The following is an 18,383-nucleotide window of genomic DNA, read 5'->3' as shown; positions in this document are numbered from 1 at the left end:
TTCGTTCATTGCCGACCACTAGGCTGGGGCGCCTGGATTCGAACCAAGATCCACGGATCCAAAGTCCGGTGTGCTGCCATTGCACCACGCCCCAGTGCTTGCATGAGAGCGCCCTTTATTTTAATCGCAAATTGAGGGGATGGCAATGCCTTGACAAAACTTAAGTTCGTTGTAAAATTGCCACCAATCCGAACCTCCCCATTTGAATAGCCTGACCGATTGTAAAGGCGTTGAAGGGAAAGAGTAAGCATCAACACGGCAGTCCAGAGAGCAGGGAATAGGTGCGAGCCCTGTCTGTACGCTGATGCTGAATGGTTCCCCGAGCCGCAGGGCGAATGGAAAGTAATGCCTAGTAGCCTGTGCCGGAGTTGCCACCGTTATCAGGGCAAAGAGTATATCCGGTTAAATCCGGCGTACTCGTAAGAGTGAGGCTGGCCTTTTCATCCCGTCGCATCACCGACGGGATTTTTTGTAAACCGGCTGGTCTAAGCAGGGTGGCACCGCGGGAAACAGTCCCCTCCCGTCCCTGATGGCGGAGGGGACTGCGTTTTAACCGTTGGAGGTGATGAATATGGTCTCCCTACAGCATGCCATTGTTAATATCCTGGCGGATGGTACGCGGGTGTATGAGTTACCCGCCGATACCGAGACCCCGGTATCTGCCTACCTTAAGATTGCCCATTCGGGGCCAACGTTTCTGCTGGAGAGTGTGGTGGGGGGTGAGCGATTAGGACGATACTCCTTTATTGGTTTGTTTCCTGAGCGGGTCTGGGTGTTACGTTCCAAGAGCTGGGAAGTTCAAGATCAATGGGAACAGACCCGTATGGTCGTGCCGGTAAATAGCGATCCCTTGGCGGTTCTGCAGCCTTATCTCCAGGTTGCAACCCCTGAAATGTCTTTAGCCCGCCATTTACCGCGCTTTACCGGCGGCTGGGTTGGCTACCTCGGATACGAACTGGCGCGTTATTTCGAGCCGGTGCTCGGGTTAACCCCTGACCCTTCACTACCTGAATCCGTGTTGTTAGAGACTGGGATCTTGATCGTCTTCGATCATGCCTATAACAAGATGTTGTTGATCGCACGTCCGGGGGTAAGGGGCACCGTGGAGGCAGAGGAACGTATAACCGAGGTTATGGCACGCTTGCGCCAGTCCCGTTTACCCACGTTGCCTTTTCATAAGAGGCGCAGTTCGATTGAAACATGCTCAACCTTTCCACGTGACCAGTTCCTTGCCGCGGTAGCGCAAACCAAGGATTACATTACCGCAGGTGAGATTTTCCAAGCGGTTCTCTCTCAGCGTTTGGTCCGGCCAGCGCAGGTACACCCCTTCCAGGTTTATCGCGCACTGCGCCGTCTTAATCCTTCGCCTTATATGTTTTACTTCGACTTTGGGGAGGTGGCAGGGGAGCCGTTTTATCTGATCGGTGCATCCCCTGAGTTGCATGTTCGGCTGGAAGGGAGGCGTGCTCTGATGCGCCCGATTGCCGGCACGCGGCCTCGTGGCGCTACTGCGGCCGAGGATCTCGCTCATGAGGCGGATTTGCTGGCAGATCCCAAAGAACTGGCGGAGCATATCATGCTGGTAGACCTAGCTCGCAATGATTTGGGGCGGGTATGCGAGTACGGAAGCATTGAGGTGCCAGAGCGCATGGTTGTGGAGCGCTATTCTCATGTGATGCACATTGTCTCTCAGGTTGAGGGACATTTGCGTCCTGAGGTCAACGCCCTCGATTTATTGCGCGCTACGTTTCCTGCCGGTACAGTGAGTGGAGCCCCCAAGATTCGTGCGATGCAAATTATCCGTGATCTTGAACCTCATGCCCGTGGCCCCTATGCCGGTGTTACCGGATACGTGGGTTGGGAGGGGAACATGGATACCTGTATCACCATTCGCACCCTGGTCTATCAAGGGGAACGCTTATTTGTTCAAGCCGGCGCGGGCATTGTCGCTGATTCGGTGCCCGAACGGGAGTACGAAGAAACGCTTAATAAAGCCCGTGCTCTGTTGGTGGCCGTAGACCTGGCCGAGGCCGAAGCGAAGTGAGATGGAGGGTTGGCGATGATTGTGGTCATTGATAACTATGATTCATTTACCTACAACCTGGTACAGTACCTGGGAGCCTTGGGGGCTGAGATCCAGGTGTTCCGCAACGATGCTCTCACTTGTGCGGACCTCCGGCAACTTTGCCCTTCTCACATTGTAATCTCGCCGGGGCCTGGTGACCCGGATGATGCAGGGATCTCTATAGCGGTCATCCGCGAATTGGGCTCGCGCATACCGATTTTAGGCGTGTGTCTTGGGCATCAGTGCATTGCGGCGGCATTTGGGGGACGTGTTGTGCGTGCTGCGCGAGTCATGCATGGGAAGACATCTTTTGTCCATCATAATGGCAATGTGCTATTTGCCGGGTTGCCCAACCCCTTTGAGGCGACCCGTTATCACTCTCTCTTGATTGAGCCATCCCTACCCCCCGAAATTGAGATCACCGCGTGGACTGAAGAGGGTGAGATTATGGGTGTGCGTCATACCAAGTTCCCCATCTTTGGGGTGCAGTTTCATCCCGAGTCCATTTTGACTCAGGAGGGACAGCGACTTTTGCAGAATTTCCTTGAAATAAAGCTCTCGTAAGGAGGTGGAAAAATGCTTCAACCGTATATTGCCCAATTGGTCAAATATCAGCATCTAAACGAAGCCCAAGCCGAAGAGGCAATGAACCTGATCATGCGTGGTGAGGCAACGCCAGCTCAAATTGGAGCCTATCTGATCGCTCTGCGCATGAAAGGTGAGACACCAGAGGAAATTTTGGGCAGTGCGCGTGCCATGCGTGCTCATGCTACGCCGGTACCACTGGCTTTTTCCGGTCCGGTGGTGGATACAGCTGGCACCGGAGGAGATGGGCAGCACACATTCAACATTTCTACCGCAGCCGCTTTTGTGATTGCCGGTACAGGGCGAAAAGTAGCCAAGCACGGCAACCGCGCCGCGTCGTCTCAATGTGGGAGTGCTGACGTGCTGGCAGCGCTGGGGGTTAACCTGGACCTTACACCGGAGCAGGTGGCGCGGTGCATTGAAGAAGTCGGTATTGGCTTCCTCTTCGCCCCCCGGTTTCATCCGGCGATGAAGCATGCCGTGGGCCCACGCCGTGAAATCGGCCAGCGCACTGTGTTCAACTTGCTGGGCCCGCTGACCAATCCGGCGGGAGCTACACATCAGTTGATTGGTGTGGCCGAGCCTCAATGGACCCACGTCATGGCCGAAGTTTTAAGTGCACTGGGTGGAAAGGCAGCACTGGTTGTACATGGTTACGGTGGGGTGGATGAATTAACGACGGCAGGGCCCAATCGAGTCAGCCATCTGAAGGATGGGCGAGTTGAGACCTATGATCTGGATGGGCGCGATCTGGGTTTGCGCACGGCGAGCCTGAATGACCTGCGGGGTGGGTCACCCGAAGAAAATGCCCAACTGCTACGCTCACTACTAGCCGGCGAAGATCGCTCACCGCGCCGGGATGTCGTTCTGCTCAATGCGGCGGCGGCTTTGGCCATAGAGGGGGGAGATCTGGCGGTAGCCTTGCGCGAAGCCGAAGAGTCTTTAGAAAGCGGTGCGGCTTTACGCCGCTTAGAAGCCTTGATCGCTTTCTCCCACGAGGTGGTCTTATGAGCCGGTTGCAGGTTATCTTTGCTGCCCGGGCTGAGGATCTGGATCGAGTTAAGCGCCAACACCCCCTGACCGAGGTGCGTCGTTTGGCCGAACAGAGCCCTCCGCCGCACGATTTTCTGACCGCGTTACACCCCCAGGATGGAAAGGTGGCTATTGTCGCCGAGATCAAACGAGCTTCCCCATCACGTGGCGTCTTGCGGGCAGATTTAGATGTTGTGAGCCTGGCACGGCTTTATGATGCGGGAGGAGCGGTGGCAGTGAGTGTGCTCACCGAACCACGCTTCTTTCAGGGCAACCTGGAAGACCTATCCTTAGTGGCGCGCACAATTCCTCTCCCGGTGTTACGTAAGGATTTTATTTTTGATCCCTATCAACTTTACGAAGCGCGGGCGGCAGGGGCGGGTGCGGTTCTGCTTATTGCATCCTACCTGGATAGGGTGCTTCTTCATGACCTAATGGTCTTAACTCAGACCCTGGGTATGACACCATTGGTGGAGATTCACACCGCAGAAGATTTGGAAAAGTCATTGTACGCTGGCCTACCGCGCCTCATTGGAATTAATAACCGTAATTTGCACGATTTTTCCGTCAGCCTGGACACGACGATTACGTTGCGCCCTTTGATCCCGGCGGGTATTCGGGTGATTGCCGAGAGTGGCATTCACACCCGTGAGGACATCCAGAGGTTACGTGTGGTAGGGGTTGATGCTTTTTTGATCGGTGAGGCCTTGGTATTGGCTTCCAATCCCGTTACTTTGCTCCGTGAGTTGCACGGGGAAGGAGATAGTCATGACGGCTAAGATCTGCGGAATCACGACATTGGAAGATGCTTTGACTGCCTTGACGGCCGGCGCGGCCTTGCTGGGGTTCAATTTTTATCCTCGCAGCCCGCGCTATCTTTTACCTGAAGAATGTCGCTCTATCGTGGAGGTGATTCGTTCACTTTATCCCAGGGCAACGCTGGTAGGTGTGTTTGTTAATACGCCTGCGGATGAAGTGTTGCGAATTTTGGACGAGTGCCAATTGGATTTGGCGCAGTTGAGCGGTGATGAATCGCCCGTAGAGGTCAGGCATCTGGGATGCCGTGCCTTCAAGGCTTTCCGCCCTCACTCCCAGGATGAGATGGAAGCGCTTCTTCAAGCCTATCCGTTACGTTCTGAACCCCCGGCCTGTCTGGTGGATGCGGCAAGACTTGGTGTCTACGGTGGTAGTGGGCAGGTGGCCGATTGGCAAATTGCGGCCTGGGCGTCCCAGCGTGTCCCGTTACTATTGGCGGGTGGCTTAACCCCTGAAAATGTGGCAACGGCCATTACCCAGGTTCAGCCATGGGGGGTGGATGTAGCCTCGGGAGTGGAAGCCACCCCGGGACACAAGGATAAAGCCCGCTTGGAGGAGTTCCTTCGCAAAGTGCGTGATACTTACACGATGCTATCCCTTTCATATAAGAGGTGAATGATGACAACACGCTTTTCGCCCCGCTTTGGACCTTATGGCGGCCAATACGTTCCTGAGACATTGATCCCGCCGCTCCAAGAACTCGCACAGGCGTTCATGGCTGCATTGGAGGATGCGGAATTTAAAGACACACTGGACACTCTGCTGAAGACGTACGTGGGGCGCCCGACACCCTTGACCTATGCGCGCCGCTTAAGTGCGGCTTTGGGTGGGGCTCAAATCTACCTCAAGCGTGAAGACCTGGCGCATTCAGGCGCTCATAAGATCAACAATGCGTTGGGACAAGCCTTATTGGCGCACCGGATGGGGAAGCGGCGGGTCGTGGCCGAAACAGGCGCTGGACAGCATGGGGTGGCGACGGCCACAGCGTGCGCGCTTTTAGGATTGGAATGCGTGATCTACATGGGTGAGGTGGACATGGCGCGCCAACAACCGAACGTGTTGCGCATGCGCCTACTTGGCGCCGAAGTACGCCCGGTGACAAGTGGCGGTCGCACGCTTAAGGATGCGGTCAATGAGGCGATTCGGGATTGGGTGACGCATGTAAAAGACACCTACTATTTGATTGGATCCGCGCTGGGACCTCACCCTTATCCGCACATTGTGCGCGAGTTCCAGGCTATCATTGGTCAGGAAGCGCGGGCGCAAATTTTGGCCGCGCGCGGATGCCTTCCGGATGTGTGTATTGCCTGTGTGGGAGGCGGCTCGAACGCCATTGGACTTTTCTCTGCCTTTCTCGAGGATGAAGAGGTGCGCTTAATCGGGGTTGAGGCGGGTGGTCTGGGCTTGGCGAGCGGTCAGCACGCTGCGCGACTGGCTAAAGGAGCGGGTGCCCGCCCTGGTGTGCTACACGGTAACCTAACCTACCTACTTCAAGATGACGATGGTCAGGTTTTAGGGACACATTCCATTTCAGCGGGGTTGGATTATCCGGCGGTTGGTCCGCAACATGCCTGGTTGCATGAACAGGGCCGGGTTACATACACGACGGCGACGGATCGTGAAGCCCTGGATGCCTTTCAAACGCTGGCCCGCCTTGAGGGCATTTTACCGGCGCTGGAATCGGCTCATGCCCTGGCTGAAGCCATTCGTCTGGCGCCTCAGTTGCCTGTAGAGTCCATCATTCTGGTCAATCTCTCTGGGCGTGGAGATAAAGATCTGGAGAGTGTTGCCCAAGCGCTGAACTCGCCCACTTCTGTTCTGGATCTTGGGCAATCCTTAACACGAGTGCGTCTTTCTACCCCGTCCTTGATATCGCAGCGGGCATTACCCGTAGGTACAGAACGTGTTGCCAATGCTTTTGACAAAGCCCGGGAGAGGCGCCGCCCGGCGATCATACCTTACTTTCCGCTTGGGTACCCTTCCTTAGAAGATTCCTTGGAGGTGATTAAGTCCTTGGCCCAGGCTGGCGCTGACCTGATTGAACTGGGGATTCCTTTTTCAGATCCACTAGCGGATGGTCCGACCATTCAGCACGCCAGTCAACTTGCTCTGGCCCAAGGGATGAATGTTCCCGCCGCCTTGGAGTTGGTGGTGCGGTTGCGGGAGCAAGGCCTGGAACAGCCCTTCCTTTTCATGAGCTATCTCAACCCGTTGTTAGCCTATGGCCTGGAAGCCTTTATCCGGGACGCTGGTCGTGCTGGCGTGGACGGTTTGATCATCCCGGACCTTCCGCTCGAAGAATCCCTACCGGCACGACGGGTGTGTCAGGCGCATGATCTGGCTTTCGTCCCACTTATTCCGCCCAACCTCACTGAAGCCCGGATTGCGCAAATAGCCCAAGGTGCAACAGGGTTTCTTTATTTGGTTTCGGTAACCGGCGTGACCGGGGCACGCGATTCGTTGCCACCTGACCTGGGTGCTTTTATCCGCCGTGTGCGCCAGATCACCCTATTGCCCTTGGCGGTGGGATTTGGAATTGCCTCGCCTGACCAGGTCCAAGCCTTGTATCCGCTGGCAGATGGGGTCATTGTGGGTTCCGCGCTGATCCAGGCCGTGGCAAGATCAGCCCGACCCGCAGAAGCCGCGGCAGATTTTCTGGGTTCTCTGGTTCACGCGGTAAATGGGGTGGGAAAATCTTGACTGAGCGGTGACAATCCTTATAATTGTATGACAATTATCACTTGACGGGGATTGAGGGATAAAGTACACTTTTCAATAGATATACTCACTCAGTGAGCATTGACCGTTATGTGGGTTTTATCCCATGCGCCGTTCGCCTACTCCTGAATACCCGCTGTTAGCCCTCTTGCTGGAACGCCCAATGCATGGGTATGAACTGCATCGGGTCTTTAGCCAGGATTTGGGGAATATCTGGCATCTTAGCCAGAGTCAGTTATATGCCTCATTGGCACGCCTGGAAGCGCGGGGCTGGGTAAAGGGGCACGAAGAGGCCGCCGAACGTGGGTTGCTGCGGCGCGTGTTTGTGCTGACCGCACAGGGACGGGTTGCCGCCGAGGAATGGCTTTATCAACCCAGCCGTTGTAGCGTGCAGATCATTCGTCTGGAGTTACCAACCCGCCTTTATCTCCTGAAGCGCCTGGCACCCCAGACTATCCCCGACTTCCTGACCCGCCAGCGCACTGAAATTTTGCGCGGTCTAGAGCGCTTACGTGTGCAATGTCAAGACATCCCCGATCACCAACCCTATAATCGCATGGCGTGTTTGTTGCGTATTCACCAGGTGGAATCCCTCTTAGCCTGGTTTGATCAAACTTTTTCGGACATAGGAGGATCGTTATGAAAACTCGGGTTGCCTTGTTCACTCTGTTACTGGTGGCGCTCATGGTTATATCCTGCACGGCCACCCCGCCAACCTCAATCCCGACGACAAATCTTTCTGGAGGCCCTACGTCAGAAGCGACGGCAGCGTTCACAGAAGTGCCCACTCCTACCTCAAGTCCCATCACCATTACGGATGCTTTGGGACGCGCAGTGACCCTATTACACCCGCCGAAACGGGTCGTTATTGCAGGCCGTGCTGTTGCCATGTTAGCCGATGCAGCCTACCTCTTCCCTGAAGCCATTGAGCGGGTGGTCGCTCTTTCTCGCACCAGCCAAAGCGCCGAGGGAGATTTCCTCACACTGGTGGATCCCAATCTAGAAAAAAAGATTGCTTTTGAGACCAAGGTTGGAGCTGAGCAAGTGGTCACGGCGCAGCCGGATGTGGTGATCATGAAAACATACATGGCCGAAACCCTGGGAAAACCCCTGGAGTCATTGGGCATTCCGGTGGTTTATCTCTCGCTAGAGACCCCCGAGGAATATCAGCGTGACGTACGCATCCTGGGACAAATTTTCCAGAATCCACAGCGGGCTGAGGAATTAGTTGGTTATTTTGATGCTCAGGTTCGAAACGTAACACAGCCTCTGCAAGGACTCGCACCGGAGCAAAAGCCGCGCACGCTGTTGCTCTATTATTCCGATCGCGATGGTCAGGTGGCGTTTAATGTCGCCCCAAAAACCTGGATGCAAACGATCATGACCGAACTGGCGGGCGGGCGCCCGGTTTGGACGGACATTGGGTTGGGAAGTGGTTGGACCAAGGTGAATTTGGAGCAAATTGCGGCATGGGATGCGGATGTGATCGCCATCATCGCTTATACGGCTAACCCCGATGAGGTGGTAACGCGCCTGAAGGCCGACCCGCAATGGCGGGCGATGCGAGCAGTGCGAGAAGGCCGACTGTATGCGTTTCCCAAGGATTTCTACTCCTGGGATCAGCCGGACGTGCGTTGGGTGTTGGGTTTACGCTGGCTGGCCTGGCGCCTGCATCCCGATGCTTACCCTGGGCTGGATATGATGCAGGAAACCCGCACCTTCTTCGAACAATTATATGGGATTGATGCAAACACGATCGAATCCCGCCTTCTGCCTCTCTTAAAAGGGGACTTAAAGTGAACTTAACCTCCTCCGCGCGATCCCTGGGTTTGACTCCACGTGCCTCACCCTGGTCAGAAAGCCGGGCGCGCTCCCAACAACGCCTGCTGTGGCTGGGGTTGCTTCTGATGGTTGTGTTAGGGGTCTCACTCTTCCTGGGACGCTATCCCCAAGTGGGCTTCTTGACTCCGGCGCAACTCCGTGAAGATGCGCTTGCCCAGCGCTTGATTTTAAATTTACGCCTGCCGCGCCTGCTGGCCGCGGCCATGATAGGGATGAGCCTGGCTGGGGCGGGTTTGGTGCTTCAAATGGTGTTCAGCAACCCGCTGGTCGAGCCAGGATTTCTGGGTGTATCACAAGCCGCGGCATTTGGCGCTGCATTGAGCATCATCTTTTTCGGGGGGGCTGCCTGGGGTATTCAGGTCAGTGCCGTGATTTTTGGGTTAGGTGGGTTGGCACTTTCTTATGTACTGGCGCGACGGGTGCGCTATGGCGGTTGGGTGTTGCGCCTGTTGCTCTCGGGAATCGCGGTTTCGGCGTTTTTCGCCTCAGGCGTGGGGCTGGTCAAATACTTGGCTGACCCCCTGCGCCAGTTGCCGGAGATCACTTTCTGGTTGTTAGGCGGGTTATCAAGTGTAACCTGGCGTCCGTTTGTGACGGCTCTACCCCTGATGGTGGTGGGATTAACGATTTTGGTCTTGATGCGGTGGCGCTTAAACTTGCTTGCCTTGGAAGATGAAGTGGCTTTTTCATTAGGTGTTGCGGTACATCGTGAGCGACTCTTGGTTCTTTTAGCAGCTGTGATGGTTACGGCAGCGTCAATTTCTATCGGCGGATTGATTGGCTGGGTGGGGTTGCTGGTGCCGCAATTGGCGCGGCGTTTGAGTGGCGCGGATGCACGCTTCGCCTTACCCACGGCACTGCTTTTAGGTGGTGTGTTTGTTGTGATTTGCGACGATTTAGCCCGTATCTTGAGTGCGGGTGAAATCCCCCTGGGTGTGTTGACCTCGCTTTTGGGTGCAATAGGGTTCCTACTGCTCATGACCTGGCCGTCGGTGAAGTCGGTGAAGGTATGAGTCATGACGGACATCATTCTGCGATTCGAAAACGTGACCTTTCGTTATCCCGAAATCCTATCCGAAGCATTGCAGGGACTTACCCTAGATGTGCCCCGTAGCAAGGTCACAGCCATTTTGGGACCGAATGGCGCGGGAAAAACCACCCTTTTACGCCTGGCTTATGGGCGTTATGTTCCGACGCGAGGGCAGATCTGGCTTGAGGGTCGCCTCCTGGGGGCGTACACGCGGCAGGAAATCGGGCGGATGGTGGCGTTAGTACCTCAACGTGAAGCCAATCCCTTTGCCTATTCCCTGCTGGAATATGTGCTTTTGGGACGTGCGCCTTATCTACTGCCTTTGCAAATGCCTGCGGCATCTGATGTGGCCATTGCTTGGGAAGCGTTGGAACGAGTGGGACTGCACCATCTGGCGCGTCGTTCAGTGCAGGCTTTGAGTGGAGGGGAATACCAATTGTTGCTGGTGGCGCGGGCACTGGCACAGCAGCCACGGCTCTTGCTTTTGGATGAGCCTACTTCACACCTTGACCTGGCCAATAAAAAACGCCTGATTGAGTGCCTTAGAAGCCTGGTCAGTGCTGGGGTTACTATTCTCATGACCTCGCATGAGCCAGACGTGGTCTCTGCTTTGGCACAGCATGTTATCTTGATGCGCGAGGGGCGGGTCTTGCACAGTGGGCCTTTGGATGCGTTATGGACGGCTGAGGCGTTGAGCGAGACTTATAACGTTCCTTTGCGGGTTTGGACGTTCGATGGACATCGCTATGTGACGTGGGAGTCGTGAATGACGTTGTTTTCACCCCATTTGTGGATTTTCACCGGCGATATCGGCATTGGAAAAACAAGTGTTTGCCAACGATTGGTAAATGAGGCTCGTAGCCTGGATTGGGATGTTGCTGGGATCCTGAGTCCTGGCCTTTATCAGGCTGGGCAAAAGGTGGCCATCGAGGCCGTAAATTTACGCAGCGGAGAGCGCCGTACTTTAGCGTGGCGGGTAAACAGCGGGGAGATCGTGGAAGGTGAGGTTATTCACACCCAAGAATGGTGTTTTGACCGCGACACCTTGCAATGGGGAAATAGCGTATTTGAGGCGGCTGCGCCATGTGATTTTCTGGTGGTAGATGAGATTGGACCATTGGAACTCGAACGGGGGGAAGGCTGGGTGGCTGCTCTCGCGGCATTGGCCTCCCGCGCCTATCGTTTGGGGGTGGTCGTGTTGCGGCCATCCCTGCTCTCACATGCAGCGCGCTGGGCACCGGCGCGGGTTTTGGTTATTCGTCATCCCGGCCAATCTGTGACTCTGGCTGACCTGCTGGAAGAAGACGGATGCCAACCTAAATAATGTATTCGTGGCGTGGAGGCAGCGTTTGATGTTCTTTCACCCAACGCGTGATTTGAGGGATCACTTCGGCCAGGGAGATCATCTGGGAATGACTACTATTGCGCCACTTAACCTCTACGGTGGCTGTCTCTAGTGTGCGCGGGCTGAGGGTGAGGCGCAGCGGTGACCCGATCAAGTCAGCGTCGTTGAATTTGACCCCTGGGCTCGCCTCACGGTCATCGTAGAGGACGCTGATCCCGGTGGTTTGGAGCAGTCCGTACAGGCGCTCGGCTTCCTCAATCACGTGCGGGGCTTTGCGCCCACCTAAGGCAACCAGGTGAACGGCATATGGTGCAAGAGGTACTGGCCAGATCAGACCGTGTTCGTCATGGTACTGTTCGGCCAGGGCTACGATTAGGGCTTCTAAACTAAGCCGGAAATACGCGAAAAAGATGGGGCGGCTCTGCCCGTTTTCATCCAGGAAAGTTGCCCCCTCCAGTGCACCCGGGGCCGTTACCCAGGCCAAGGGCAAACCGCTAGCCTTGACCAAAGGAGCAGCACAATAAGGACAAGGGTCGCCCGGCTCGGCCAGGGTTATGTCGCTGATTAGGTCGGCGTTGAAATCACGCCCGAAATTAACATGGCGTAGGTGGGCGTCAGGTTGATTGGCGCCAGCCACAAGGTTGGGGGAATGCGGGATCAGATCATCTACGATAATCTTTACCCCTGGTTTCAGTCTGATAGGTGAAGCATAACCGGGAACTGCCCCAACTGCCGTGATTGCTTCGGAGGGAGCAGGCCGCAGGTGACGCGCGCCAAGCACACTGGCAAGTTTGGCTTCGCTAAGGGTGCGGTCGCCACGCACTACTGCCAGGACCAGATACTCGGGACTCTCATTTTCGGTCTGGGCCAGATAAAAGACGGCTTTGGCCAGACGGGAGGCCGGAAGGCCAAGAAAAACGGAAAGGTCACGGATGGTTTGTATCCCTGGTGTTGAGATAAGTTCTATAGGGAGAACAGGTTCGGGAGATAACTCGGGTTTTTTGAAGGTAGCAAAGGCTTCTATGGCGGCATAAGGGCATTGAGGACAATGCAGTATAGACAAATGACTTTGGGGATATGGTGCCCAAATTAATTGAGGCGAAAGGGTGCTTGGGAGGCCAGCATGGGCTAAGTGCACTGGCAGATCCAGGCGTTGCAAAGTATTTCCAATGGCTTGGAGGTAGCGCCGTTGGAAACTTTCCAAAGCGGTGGGTGCACTTACCAAGGCAAAGGATTCCAGCACCAAGCCCTGGGTTAGATGGAGCGGAGAAATACCTTCCCAAGGCGCAGATGCCAATGGTGATACGTGGTAGAAGATAAAGGGCAATTGGCGATAGGTTTGGAGATCGTGCTGGGCGAGTGCACGAACCGCTTCAAGTTGGGTTGCTGCCAGGGGCGAGGTGGGTGCGGACTCATACCATGCTTGTGCCAGGGTATCCCAGGGGGTGGGAGAGGACAGAGTTGTAGGTGGTGGTAAATATATCCGCTGGGCTTCCAGGTGGTCCATTTCGGATTCAAGAAGGCGCAATACATGCTCTAAAATGCGCTTTCCTAACGGGAGATAAGCCCATCCTGCCCCAAACAGCCGGAGGTAACCGGCGCGGACTAACCAGGCTAGACCCTCCATAGGACAATTGGCCGGTGCTTCGCGGAGGGTGGGGGGAAAAAGGTGAGAGAGACGCATGGCGGCGGTTACTTCGAGTCAGTCTATCCAATCGTCAGGTTCGATATGGACGTAAGCCCGATCCACTTCCGGGATGGATTCGACGCGGGCAATCACTTCGTCGCAGATGCGGTGGGTTTCAACCAGGGGAGTGGAGCCGTCCACATTGATGTGCAGGTCGGCAACCAGGCGCGGGCCAGCGTAATCAGTCATCAGGTGATGAACGCGCAAGACACCCGGTACCGATTGGGCCGCCTCAACGATCTTGTGACGGAGCTCTTCAGAAGCACCGGCGCCGGTCAAGTAGTTCAGATTCTCACGTCCGGCCCGGTAGGCAGCGCGGAAGATCCACAAGGCGACCAGGAATCCGGCGATGGGGTCAAGTAAGGGATGGACGAACTTCGATCCCGCCGCACCGATAAAGGCGGCGGTAGAGGTCAAGACATCACTAAGATTATCCTGGGCGGTGGTGCGAAGCGTTGGGCTATGGAGTTTAATCGCCAAGCGGGTGATTGCGAAGTACATGCCCGCTTTCACACCTGCGCTGAAGAGCAGCACTAAAGTGGGTAACCCGGGTTCGATGGCCAGCCCTCCGGCCAGAAAGCGTTGCAGTGAGGCACGCGCAGCCTCGAATCCGGCAAAGGTCATCGAGAGGGTAACCATTAGGCCAACCAGAGGTTCAAACCGGCTGTGACCCTGAGGATGAGTGAGATCCGGTGGGCGCTGGGCTAGCCACAAACCAAAGACCATTAGCAATGAATAGACGACGTCCGAGGCAGAGTTTGCTGCGTCAGCGTACAGTGCAACGCTGCCCGATAGGTAGGCTGCCAGTGCTTTTAAACTTACCAAGAAAATATTGCCCCCTAAGGTGATCCAAAGCGCCTGGCGATACCACGCTTGCACTTGAGGTTGAGGTTTATAGTCGCGCACCCACCGCATGATAGTGGCTGTTACTCCGTTTGTTTGGTTCCATGGTTGCCAGATTAGGTCCTGGCACTTGTTTCGTACCTTTTCAGCGCATAGTTTACCATAGAAGGTTAACGGTTCTGCTAATTGGTGAAACATCTTTGGTCGCAAGAGCCAGGATGAGGCCATTCCCTTGCCCCCGACTGGCCGTTGAGGCGTCATTTTAGCCCAAGGATGGAGATTTTCACCTGACCCAAGGTGAACCAATGCAGAATTCTAACCCATTGGCCTGTCCGTCGGAAATAAGGCGGCAGTTCGGCGAACTCTATCACGTCAAATCCAAAGCGAGTGTAAAAGTCTATCAGTTCGGTTCGGCAGGTCAGGTACAACGGAGGCGGGTTTTCTGCCAACAATTGACGGATAATGGCACTGGCGACCCCGCGCCTGCGCCATTTGCGCTGCACGGCAATTGAAGCCAGTTCACGCGAACCGTCGAAATGGGGTTTTACCTGCCCGCAGCCGATGATATGTTCATCCTCGTCTATGGCCAGCCAAAAACGTCGCCAATCCAGCCCAAACGGGTTGAGCCGCTCAGCGTATATTAAGCGGCGGATGGGCATGGCATCCTTGGCTTCGGCACGGCGTAAGCGATACATAAGGCAAACATCCTGAATTATATAATAAGCGCTGGGACTAATTATATAATGAGCGGTTAAAGGAATTTTCTCATTCACGTTCTTGTCATCGCGAGGAATTTTTACGGGGGTGTTTTTTCGGAAGCAAAGGGTGGGAGATGAACGCCAGTTATTTTGTGCTTCACGTGTTGATCGGCATTTCAATCTTAATTTCGCTCGTTTATAACCAATGTTGGAATTTCTCTTGCTTTTCTGCGCTTTCGCCTATATAATGTTAGACACTTCATATCCAAAACGCGCTGACCAGGACGAGTAGCCGCAGTGCGCGCCGACAGAGAAGGGGCATCATAGGTTGAGAATGCCCTGCGGACAGGCGGCGGCGAAAACCACCTGCGAGCGGAAGCCTGAACGGGAGTTAATCCCAAGTAAGGTGAACGGTTGACCCCGTTATTGGTCGTAACGAGATGGTCGGTGATTAAACCGACTAATCTGGGTGGAACCGCGAGCGCCGAACGCTTGCCCCAGAGCGGGCAGGCGTTCTTCGTTATTTTAGAGAGGTGTACAGATAAAAGGAGGTTAATCATGCCGCAGGAAAAACAAAAAGAACGCTACGAAGACTCATGGCTTTACCGCATTCGTCATTCGGCGGCGCATATTATGGCCCAAGCCGTGCTGGAAATGTTCCCAAACGGCAAAATTGCCATTGGGCCGCCCATCGAGGACGGGTTTTACTATGATTTTGATCTTCCCCGTCCGCTAACCCCGGAAGATTTGGAGAAGATTGAACAGAGGATGCGCGAGATTATCAAAGGGGATTACCCCTTCGTCAAAAAGGTGATCACGGCCGACGAGGCGCGCCAGATTTTCCGTGATCAGCCCTATAAACTGGAGTTGATTGATGGGTTGGAAGCTGGCGGAATGGACGAGGATGGCAATCCGCTTACGGAAAAGCCGGAGATCTCCATCTATGCCCATGATAAGTTTGTGGATTTGTGCCGCGGGCCGCATGTCGAACGCACTGGGCAGATTAACCCCGATGCGATCAAGTTGCTCAATGTGGCTGGGGCTTATTGGCGCGGCGATGAACGCCGTCCCATGCTTCAGCGCATTTACGGCACTGCCTGGGAGACACCGGAGCAACTTCAACATTACTTATGGAAACTGGAAGAAGCCAAAAAACGCGATCACCGTAAGCTTGGCAAAGACCTCGATCTCTTCAGCATCAATCCGGAAGTTGGTGCAGGCTTAATCCTGTGGCATCCTAAAGGCGGGATGATCCGTCATTTGGTGGAGCAGTATTGCAAAGAAGAACATCTCAAACATGGCTATGTGCCGGTCTATACCCCGCATATTGGGCGGAGTACGTTGTGGGAGACCAGCGGTCACCTGCATTGGTACCGCGAGAACATGTATCCGGCGATGCAGGTGGAAAACGAGGAATATCTGCTCAAACCGATGAATTGTCCCTTCCATATCATGATTTACAAGAGCCAGATCCGCAGTTACCGCGAGTTACCGATCCGGATGGCGGAATGGGGCACAGTTTATCGCTATGAGCGGAGTGGGGTCCTGCATGGCCTGTTGCGGGTGCGCGGCTTTACCCAGGATGATGCGCACATTTTCTGCCGTCCCGACCAGATGCCGCAAGAGATTGACAGTACCTTGCAGTTCTGCTTGCACATCCTGCGCCGTTTCGGAATGACCAACTTCCATGCCTACCTCTCCACCCGCGATCCCCAAAAGTTTGCCGGGCGGGTTGAGGATTGGGAAAAAGCAACCGAGGCCCTGCGTCAGGCACTTGAGCGCGCCAGCATTGACTATGACATTGACGAAGGCGGTGCGGCGTTCTATGGGCCAAAGATTGACCTGAAGATGATTGACGCTTTGGGGCGCGAATGGCAGCTAAGTACCATTCAATTTGACTTCAATCTGCCCGAACGCTTTGAACTGGAATACATCGGTGAGGATGGTCAACCGCACCGTCCGTTCATGATCCACCGTGCCCTTCTGGGCTCAATGGAACGGTTCATGGGCGTGCTGATCGAGCACTACGCCGGCGCCTTTCCGGTGTGGCTGGCCCCGGTGCAGGCGGTGCTCATCCCAATTGCGGATCGCCATCTGGATTACGCTTACCAGGTGGCCGAAAAATTGCGTGCGCAAGGGCTACGCGTGGAGGTGGATGAGCGTCCGGAACGGATGAACGCCAAGATTCGCGACGCGCAGTTGCAAAAGATCCCGTATATGCTGGTCGTAGGCGATAAAGAGGCCGCAGAAGGAAAAGTGGCGTTGCGTCTGCGCAATGGTGAGAATCCCGGTCCAATGTCGTTGGATGCCTTCATGGCCCGGGCCCAAGAGGATATCACCGAAGGGCGTTGAGGATCGGTCAATTGTAAGTTTGTGATTAACCGGTCAGGCGCCATGGGTTTCGGAACCCAGGCGCCTGACGGCTTCTCCTCCTAGATTTGGCGCAACGGTTTAGGGCAGGAAGTCGTGGGGGTTGACTTTGCCGTAAACATCATGGCGCATTTCAAAGTGCAGGTGCGGCCCACTGGAGCGTCCGGTGCTTCCCATTAGACCGATCAGGTCACCCTGATAAACGCTTTGACCACATACGACGTTGATCTGGCTGAGGTGGGCGTAGAGCGTTTGCCAACCGTTACCATGATCAATCACGATGACGTTGCCGTAGCCCCAGTCGTTCCAACCGGCGTAGACGATAACGCCGTTATCGGCGGCATAAATAGCAACTCCGATCGCGCCACCAATATCAATCCCATAATGGTTGGTTGAGGGTGAGTAATCATAGCCTGAGATCCACTTAGAGGGAGTGGGCCAGATGAAGGAACCCGTGCCCACCGCGCCCTCGGTGATGACGCCACAGGCGCCGGGACCCATGATCTTGGCTACACCAGGGTTCTGGCGGGTGATGCGGGGAGCACTCCAGGTGACGAACTCGCGCCGACCGCCGGGGACAAAGATTTTTGTGCCGGCTTCAATGTTGGGATGAGAAAGATCACCCAGCTTGGTCGGGTCAAGGTGATTGCCCGGCCAGTTGATGATATCTTCGGGTTTGACCTTAAAAAATTCGGCTACTTTATTGAGACTGTCGCCCTCATGCCAAGTGTAAAGCAGGCCATCGGTAGGCAGGATGTTGAGCATCTGGCCGGGTTGTAAAAAGTGGGGATTATCGTAGAGGATATCGTAGTTACCCCACAAGATTGTCTCGGGTTTGAGGCCGAACTTCTCAGCAATCCCGAAGATCGTATCGCCTTTCTGAACCTCATATTGCGTGATCTCAAAGCGCGGACGGCTGGGGAGGATGGTCTTTAGTTGCGTACGGCGCACCACACCGTTGATGGCAACCTCGGTATCGGGGAAGGTGAAGGCAGGGATGGTTATCGTGGGTGTGGCAGTGGGCAAGGCTGCGGCTTGTGCTGCTCCCCCTGCGGCCAGAGGTGTGCTCTGTGGGGATAAGTTTCCCATCACCGCGACCACAATGAGGATAAGAACCAGCGATGCCAATCCTGAGGCAATGCGCAACGTTATCTCACCCAACCCCATGCGGGTCAGGTGATCCCACCAGTCGGGAAAATATTTTACTGGGTCGGAAGATTTCGGAGCATCTGCCCCGTTTAAGTCAAAGTTGGCTGTTTCTTTTTCTGCATGTAAAGGATGCATGCCTTGCACCTCACAGTGTCAATATATCACAAAATTTGGCGCAACGTCAAGCGCTATGGGTTGGGGAG

At 55.1% G+C, this 18,383-nt stretch carries 16 protein-coding genes, 1 tRNA gene, 1 pseudogene and 1 other annotated feature; of the genes and pseudogenes, 13 read left to right on the top strand and 5 right to left on the bottom strand.

The window, feature by feature from the left end:
* Positions 1-23: 23 nt before the first annotated feature.
* Positions 24-94 (bottom strand) — tRNA-Gln (locus AC01YT_RS04670).
* A 127-nt stretch (positions 95-221) separates the two neighbouring features.
* Positions 222-531, top strand: a binding site (T-box leader).
* Positions 532-571: 40 nt separating this feature from the next.
* Between AC01YT_RS04670 and trpE the strand changes: the two genes are divergently transcribed.
* The 12 genes and pseudogenes from trpE to AC01YT_RS04610 all read left to right on the top strand — a co-directional run bounded on the left by trpE (position 572) and on the right by AC01YT_RS04610 (position 11,412).
* Positions 572-2,044, top strand: coding sequence for an anthranilate synthase component I (gene trpE / locus AC01YT_RS04665; protein ID WP_476673139.1), 1,473 nt, complete (start codon positions 572-574; stop codon positions 2,042-2,044).
* Positions 2,045-2,059: 15 nt separating this feature from the next.
* Positions 2,060-2,629, top strand: a complete 570-nt coding sequence (locus AC01YT_RS04660) for an anthranilate synthase component II (protein WP_476673137.1) — start codon at positions 2,060-2,062, stop codon at positions 2,627-2,629.
* Between the two features lie 12 nt (positions 2,630-2,641).
* On the top strand, positions 2,642-3,661 hold the full coding sequence (trpD, locus tag AC01YT_RS04655; RefSeq protein ID WP_476673135.1) for an anthranilate phosphoribosyltransferase: 1,020 nt from the start codon (positions 2,642-2,644) through the stop codon (positions 3,659-3,661).
* Positions 3,658-4,461, top strand: coding sequence for an indole-3-glycerol phosphate synthase TrpC (gene trpC / locus AC01YT_RS04650; RefSeq protein ID WP_476673133.1), 804 nt, complete (start codon positions 3,658-3,660; stop codon positions 4,459-4,461). The genes trpD and trpC overlap by 4 nt, the downstream gene beginning before the upstream one ends.
* Positions 4,451-5,113 carry a phosphoribosylanthranilate isomerase gene (locus AC01YT_RS04645; protein WP_476673132.1) on the top strand — a complete coding sequence of 221 codons (663 nt, stop codon included), beginning with the start codon at positions 4,451-4,453 and terminating at the stop codon, positions 5,111-5,113. The genes trpC and AC01YT_RS04645 overlap by 11 nt, the downstream gene beginning before the upstream one ends.
* Positions 5,114-6,298, top strand: a pseudogene (trpB, locus tag AC01YT_RS04640) (tryptophan synthase subunit beta); the annotation flags it as partial.
* Positions 6,299-6,343: 45 nt separating this feature from the next.
* Positions 6,344-7,198 carry a tryptophan synthase subunit alpha gene (gene trpA, locus AC01YT_RS04635; protein ID WP_476673251.1) on the top strand — a complete coding sequence of 285 codons (855 nt, stop codon included), beginning with the start codon at positions 6,344-6,346 and terminating at the stop codon, positions 7,196-7,198.
* 124 nt (positions 7,199-7,322) lie between these two features.
* Entirely contained in the window at positions 7,323-7,859 is a 537-nt protein-coding gene (locus AC01YT_RS04630) for a PadR family transcriptional regulator (protein ID WP_476673130.1), read from the top strand.
* Positions 7,856-9,016: an ABC transporter substrate-binding protein gene (locus AC01YT_RS04625; RefSeq protein ID WP_476673128.1), complete on the top strand. Its 1,161-nt coding sequence runs from the start codon at positions 7,856-7,858 to the stop codon at positions 9,014-9,016. Before AC01YT_RS04630 ends, AC01YT_RS04625 begins: the two co-directional genes overlap by 4 nt.
* Positions 9,013-10,071 (top strand): FecCD family ABC transporter permease, encoded by a 1,059-nt coding sequence (locus tag AC01YT_RS04620; protein WP_476673126.1) that lies wholly within the window; start codon positions 9,013-9,015, stop codon positions 10,069-10,071. Before AC01YT_RS04625 ends, AC01YT_RS04620 begins: the two co-directional genes overlap by 4 nt.
* Positions 10,072-10,074: 3 nt before the next feature.
* Entirely contained in the window at positions 10,075-10,854 is a 780-nt protein-coding gene (locus AC01YT_RS04615; protein ID WP_476673124.1) for an ABC transporter ATP-binding protein, read from the top strand.
* Entirely contained in the window at positions 10,855-11,412 is a 558-nt protein-coding gene (locus AC01YT_RS04610; protein ID WP_476673122.1) for a nucleoside-triphosphatase, read from the top strand.
* Here AC01YT_RS04610 and AC01YT_RS04605 read toward each other — a convergent pair.
* The 3 genes from AC01YT_RS04605 to AC01YT_RS04595 form a co-directional block, all read right to left on the bottom strand.
* The gene (locus AC01YT_RS04605) at positions 11,405-13,117 is read right to left on the bottom strand and encodes a proline--tRNA ligase (RefSeq protein WP_476673120.1); all 1,713 of its coding nucleotides are present in this window, start codon (positions 13,115-13,117) and stop codon (positions 11,405-11,407) included. The genes AC01YT_RS04610 and AC01YT_RS04605 overlap by 8 nt on opposite strands.
* 18 nt (positions 13,118-13,135) lie before the next feature.
* Entirely contained in the window at positions 13,136-14,035 is a 900-nt protein-coding gene (locus AC01YT_RS04600; RefSeq protein WP_476673118.1) for a cation diffusion facilitator family transporter, read from the bottom strand.
* A 185-nt stretch (positions 14,036-14,220) separates the two neighbouring features.
* Positions 14,221-14,658 (bottom strand): GNAT family N-acetyltransferase, encoded by a 438-nt coding sequence (locus AC01YT_RS04595; protein ID WP_476673117.1) that lies wholly within the window; start codon positions 14,656-14,658, stop codon positions 14,221-14,223.
* A gap of 561 nt (positions 14,659-15,219) precedes the next feature.
* On the opposite strand from AC01YT_RS04595, the gene thrS reads away from it, so the two are divergent.
* Positions 15,220-17,013 (top strand): threonine--tRNA ligase, encoded by a 1,794-nt coding sequence (gene thrS, locus AC01YT_RS04590; protein ID WP_476673116.1) that lies wholly within the window; start codon positions 15,220-15,222, stop codon positions 17,011-17,013.
* Between the two features lie 99 nt (positions 17,014-17,112).
* On the opposite strand, the gene AC01YT_RS04585 is transcribed toward thrS, so the two are convergent.
* Positions 17,113-18,315 carry a peptidoglycan DD-metalloendopeptidase family protein gene (locus tag AC01YT_RS04585; RefSeq protein ID WP_424911982.1) on the bottom strand — a complete coding sequence of 401 codons (1,203 nt, stop codon included), beginning with the start codon at positions 18,313-18,315 and terminating at the stop codon, positions 17,113-17,115.
* Positions 18,316-18,383: the final 68 nt, after the last annotated feature.

It is taken from the genome of Thermanaerothrix sp., assembly GCF_056331585.1.
This window is presented reverse-complemented; position numbering and strand designations above follow the sequence as displayed.

Excerpts from the sequence above, each read along its gene's own strand:
- trpE (WP_476673139.1), top strand. The coding sequence starts at position 572 with ATGGTCTCCCTACAGCATGCCATTGTTAATATCCTGGCGGATGGTACG.
- AC01YT_RS04660 (WP_476673137.1), top strand. The coding sequence starts at position 2,060 with ATGATTGTGGTCATTGATAACTATGATTCATTTACCTACAACCTGGTA.
- trpD (WP_476673135.1), top strand. The coding sequence starts at position 2,642 with ATGCTTCAACCGTATATTGCCCAATTGGTCAAATATCAGCATCTAAAC.
- trpC (WP_476673133.1), top strand. The coding sequence starts at position 3,658 with ATGAGCCGGTTGCAGGTTATCTTTGCTGCCCGGGCTGAGGATCTGGAT.
- AC01YT_RS04645 (WP_476673132.1), top strand. The coding sequence starts at position 4,451 with ATGACGGCTAAGATCTGCGGAATCACGACATTGGAAGATGCTTTGACT.
- AC01YT_RS04630 (WP_476673130.1), top strand. The coding sequence starts at position 7,323 with ATGCGCCGTTCGCCTACTCCTGAATACCCGCTGTTAGCCCTCTTGCTG.
- AC01YT_RS04625 (WP_476673128.1), top strand. The coding sequence starts at position 7,856 with ATGAAAACTCGGGTTGCCTTGTTCACTCTGTTACTGGTGGCGCTCATG.
- AC01YT_RS04615 (WP_476673124.1), top strand. The coding sequence starts at position 10,075 with ATGACGGACATCATTCTGCGATTCGAAAACGTGACCTTTCGTTATCCC.
- AC01YT_RS04610 (WP_476673122.1), top strand. The coding sequence starts at position 10,855 with ATGACGTTGTTTTCACCCCATTTGTGGATTTTCACCGGCGATATCGGC.
- AC01YT_RS04605 (WP_476673120.1), bottom strand. The coding sequence starts at position 13,117 with ATGCGTCTCTCTCACCTTTTTCCCCCCACCCTCCGCGAAGCACCGGCC.
- AC01YT_RS04600 (WP_476673118.1), bottom strand. The coding sequence starts at position 14,035 with ATGCGGTGGGTGCGCGACTATAAACCTCAACCTCAAGTGCAAGCGTGG.
- AC01YT_RS04595 (WP_476673117.1), bottom strand. The coding sequence starts at position 14,658 with ATGTATCGCTTACGCCGTGCCGAAGCCAAGGATGCCATGCCCATCCGC.
- thrS (WP_476673116.1), top strand. The coding sequence starts at position 15,220 with ATGCCGCAGGAAAAACAAAAAGAACGCTACGAAGACTCATGGCTTTAC.
- AC01YT_RS04585 (WP_424911982.1), bottom strand. The coding sequence starts at position 18,315 with ATGCATCCTTTACATGCAGAAAAAGAAACAGCCAACTTTGACTTAAAC.